The organism is Pseudoalteromonas sp. G4, from assembly GCF_028875915.1.
Lineage (GTDB): Bacteria > Pseudomonadota > Gammaproteobacteria > Enterobacterales > Alteromonadaceae > Pseudoalteromonas.
In genome coordinates this window covers 1-3,840 of sequence record NZ_JAPEHW010000133.1, presented here as the reverse complement: position 1 = coordinate 3,840, position 3,840 = coordinate 1, and the positions used below count along the sequence as shown (strand labels likewise).

General features: G+C 41.0%; 3 protein-coding genes. 2 read left to right on the top strand and 1 reads right to left on the bottom strand.

The window, feature by feature from the left end; translation table 11 throughout:
* The coding region (gene guaB / locus ON073_RS20105; RefSeq protein WP_274763653.1) for an IMP dehydrogenase at positions 1 to 872 on the top strand (872 nt) is incomplete at its 5' end.
* 113 nt (positions 873 to 985) lie between these two features.
* A complete protein-coding gene (gene guaA, locus ON073_RS20100; RefSeq protein WP_274763652.1) occupies positions 986 to 2,560 on the top strand; it encodes a glutamine-hydrolyzing GMP synthase in 1,575 nt (524 codons plus the stop codon).
* A 42-nt stretch (positions 2,561 to 2,602) separates the two neighbouring features.
* On the opposite strand, the gene ON073_RS20095 is transcribed toward guaA, so the two are convergent.
* Positions 2,603 to 3,622, bottom strand: coding sequence for a GGDEF domain-containing protein (locus tag ON073_RS20095; protein ID WP_446728551.1), 1,020 nt, complete (start codon positions 3,620 to 3,622; stop codon positions 2,603 to 2,605).
* Between the last annotated feature and the right edge of the window lie 218 nt (positions 3,623 to 3,840).

Sequence of the window (3,840 nt, the reverse complement as noted above, 5' to 3'; positions counted from 1 at the left end):
ATTACCAAAAAGCACAAGATAAACCAAATGCATGTAAAGACGAGCAAGGTCGTTTACGTGTAGGTGCGGCTGTTGGTGTTGGCGCAGGCACAGATGAGCGCATCGCAGCGTTAGTTGAAGCGGGTGTTGATATTCTACTTATCGATACTTCTCACGGTCACTCACAAGGTGTTATTGACCGCGTAAAAGCAACGCGTGAAGCATTCCCTGATTTACAAATCGTTGCAGGTAACGTAGCAACCGCTGAAGGCGCAGTAGCACTTGCTGATGCCGGTGCAAACGCTGTTAAAGTAGGTATTGGCCCAGGTTCAATTTGTACTACGCGTATCGTAACAGGTTGTGGTGTGCCGCAAATTACAGCGATTTCAGATGCCGTTGAAGGCTTAAAAGGCCGTGATGTTCCAGTTATTGCTGACGGTGGTATTCGTTTCTCTGGTGATATTGCTAAAGCACTTGTTGCTGGTGCATCACTGGTGATGGTTGGTTCAATGCTAGCTGGTACGGAAGAAGCACCAGGTGAAGTTGAGCTTTATCAAGGCCGTTACTACAAATCTTACCGTGGTATGGGTAGCTTAGGTGCAATGAACCAAAAAGAAGGTTCATCTGACCGTTACTTCCAAGATGCTAAATCAGAAGAGAAGCTAGTGCCAGAAGGTATTGAAGGTCGCGTAGCGTATAAAGGTCCTATTGCTAACATTATTCACCAACAGGTTGGTGGTATTCGCAGCGCGATGGGTCTTACTGGCTGTGCAACAATTGAAGAGCTTAATACTAAGCCGCAATTTGTACGTGTTACTGCTGCCGGTATGGGTGAATCGCACGTTCACGATGTACAAATCACAAAAGAAGCTCCTAACTACCGTTTAGGTTAATTCGCGCTTTTATTTATCGATAAGGCTAGCTTTTTGCTAGCCTTAGTTAATTGTATCCCGATTGAAATTGCCGTTTTCAATCGAGTTGTTGGATTTTTAGAAAGAGACAACTAATGAGCAAAAATATTCATGATTCTCGCGTTCTGATTTTAGATTTCGGTTCGCAATACACTCAGCTTATCGCCCGCCGTATCCGTGAAATCGGTGTTTACTGTGAACTATGGGCATGGGATGTAACCGAAGAGCAAATTCGCGAATTTAACCCACAAGGTATTATTTTATCAGGCGGCCCAGAGTCAACGACCGAAGAAAACAGCCCGCGCGCTCCAGAGTATGTATTTAATGCTGGCGTACCTGTACTTGGTATTTGCTACGGTATGCAAACAATGGCAATGCAATTGGGTGGCCAAGTACATAGCTCAGATAAGAAAGAGTTTGGTTACGCGAAAGTTGAAAAAGTAGGTAACTGTGCGCTGTTTGATGCGATTGAAGATCATATCGAAGAGGGTATTGGCAAACTTGACGTTTGGATGAGCCACGGCGACAAAGTTGTAGAAATCCCAGAAACATTTACTACAACTGCTAAAACTGACACTTGCCCACATGCAGCAATGTCATGGGAAGAGAAAAAGTTCTACGGTGTGCAATTCCACCCAGAAGTAACACACACGCACCAAGGTTTACGTCTATTAGAGCGTTTCGTAATTGATATTTGTGGCTGTGAAAAATTATGGACACCAGCATCAATTATTGAAGATGCCGTTGCACGTATTAAAGAAAAAGTAGGCGATGATGAAGTTATTCTTGGCCTATCAGGTGGTGTTGACTCATCGGTAGTAGCGATGCTGATCCACCGTGCAATTGGTAAAAAACTAACATGCGTATTTGTTGATAACGGTTTACTTCGCTTAAACGAAGGTCAGCAAGTAATGGACATGTTTGGCGATAAATTTGGTCTAAACATTATCAAAGTTGATGCTGAACAGCAGTTTTTAGATGATTTAGCGGGACTATCAGACCCAGAAGATAAGCGTAAAGCGATTGGCCATACATTTATTGACGTATTTGATGCTGAATCTAAAAAGCTGAAAAATGCGAAGTGGTTAGCACAAGGTACAATTTACCCAGATGTAATCGAATCTGCAGCATCTAAAACAGGTAAAGCACATGTAATTAAATCGCACCATAATGTAGGTGGTTTACCTGAAGATATGGAAATGGGCCTTGTTGAGCCGCTGCGTGAGCTATTTAAAGATGAAGTACGCAAGATTGGTCTTGAATTAGGTCTTCCTTACGATATGCTTTACCGTCATCCATTCCCAGGTCCAGGCTTAGGTGTTCGTGTTCTTGGTGAAATTAAGAAAGAGTACTGTGACTTACTACGTCGTGCTGATGCCATCTTTATTGAAGAACTTCACAAGGCTGATATTTACCATAAAGTGTCACAAGCATTCACTGTATTCCTGCCGGTTAAGTCAGTAGGTGTAATGGGTGATGCGCGTAAATATGACTGGGTTGTATCACTGCGTTGTGTTGAAACAATCGACTTTATGACAGCGCGTTGGTCACACTTACCGTATGATTTCTTAGGTTTAGTATCGAACCGTATCATCAACGAAATCGATGGTATTTCGCGCGTGGTTTACGATATTTCTGGTAAGCCGCCAGCGACAATTGAGTGGGAATAAACCCTGCTTAAAAGATAATAAAAAAACCGTTTTTTTATTTGATTAGAATAACTCAATGTCTTGCGTTGGCGGATTATTCTCTTTTTCTGATTTAATAATATCGCCGTAATAAATACACTGGTTTCTCCCGTTATTCTTGGCCACATACAATGCTTTATCGGCATTTTCGATGACTGAAATTGGAAAGTCATAGGGACTCATTCGAGCGAAACCAATACTTAATGTGAGCTGTTCAACAAAAGGAAACTTTTGATCGCTTATGAAGTCTTGAAAATGCGCGAGTTTGGTAGCGATATGAAGCAAGGTAGTAGGTTCAAACACAATCACAAATTCTTCTCCTCCAAAGCGGAAAATAAGATCACTCGCACGGAAAAATTGCTGCATTTTCTGTGATAAGGTTAGTAAAACTTCATCACCACAGACATGACCATAGGTATCGTTCACTTGTTTAAAATGGTCTATATCAATAATTGCTAACCAAGAAGATTCATCATAGTGTTTATTGCGAACACCTTTTTCTACAGGTGAATTATGGGAATGCAGTTGATCTTCAAGCAACATTTTAATCTTTCTATCAAACGTTTGACGATTTAAAAGACCAGTTAACTTGTCGCGTTCACTTTCATTTAAGATGGTTAAATAATTTTCATAGATGCGGCAAAGGGCATTTAGCGTAACTTGTTCAGTTGAAGTTAAATGTTTAACGACTAGGTAAACAGCTCCCAGAACTTGGTCATCAATAATGACGGGGATCCAGCGTCTTTCATTGCCTTGCTTGTCTTGTAAACTGATAGTACAAGCAGATTCAATACAGCAACTAAGCTCTTTGCTTGGGTTTGAAATAACCTGACGAGATGACCATTTAAGCGCGCCAGTTTTATCGGTTTCAATTGAGGCACTTTTTTCGATACCAGCGCTGTTAAAACGCGATAGATCTTTATAAAGGGCGGCTTCAGTTGGAGATAGAAATTCACTTATGGTTGACAGCAGACTTAATTCTAAAGAGTCTACATCACGATGTTTTGTTATTTTTACTACGGAGTTTAAGAGATCTTTTTGCAAAATTACCTCTGCTTCAGATTCCATTCCGACATGATTAAGCATTTACCTAATTTTCGGACAAACTATGAGCAAGGTCAATCGTCAAATGTAATATTTGATTGTAAATTGAGCAAGTGGTTTTTTTTCTGAATTTTTTTCTTTACCTTTAGCAAAGAGTCCTTATAATGCGTCGTCATTGCAGGGGCGTAGTTCCAATTGGTAGAACAGCGGTCTCCAAA

Excerpts from the sequence above, each read along its gene's own strand:
- guaA (WP_274763652.1), top strand. The coding sequence starts at position 986 with ATGAGCAAAAATATTCATGATTCTCGCGTTCTGATTTTAGATTTCGGT.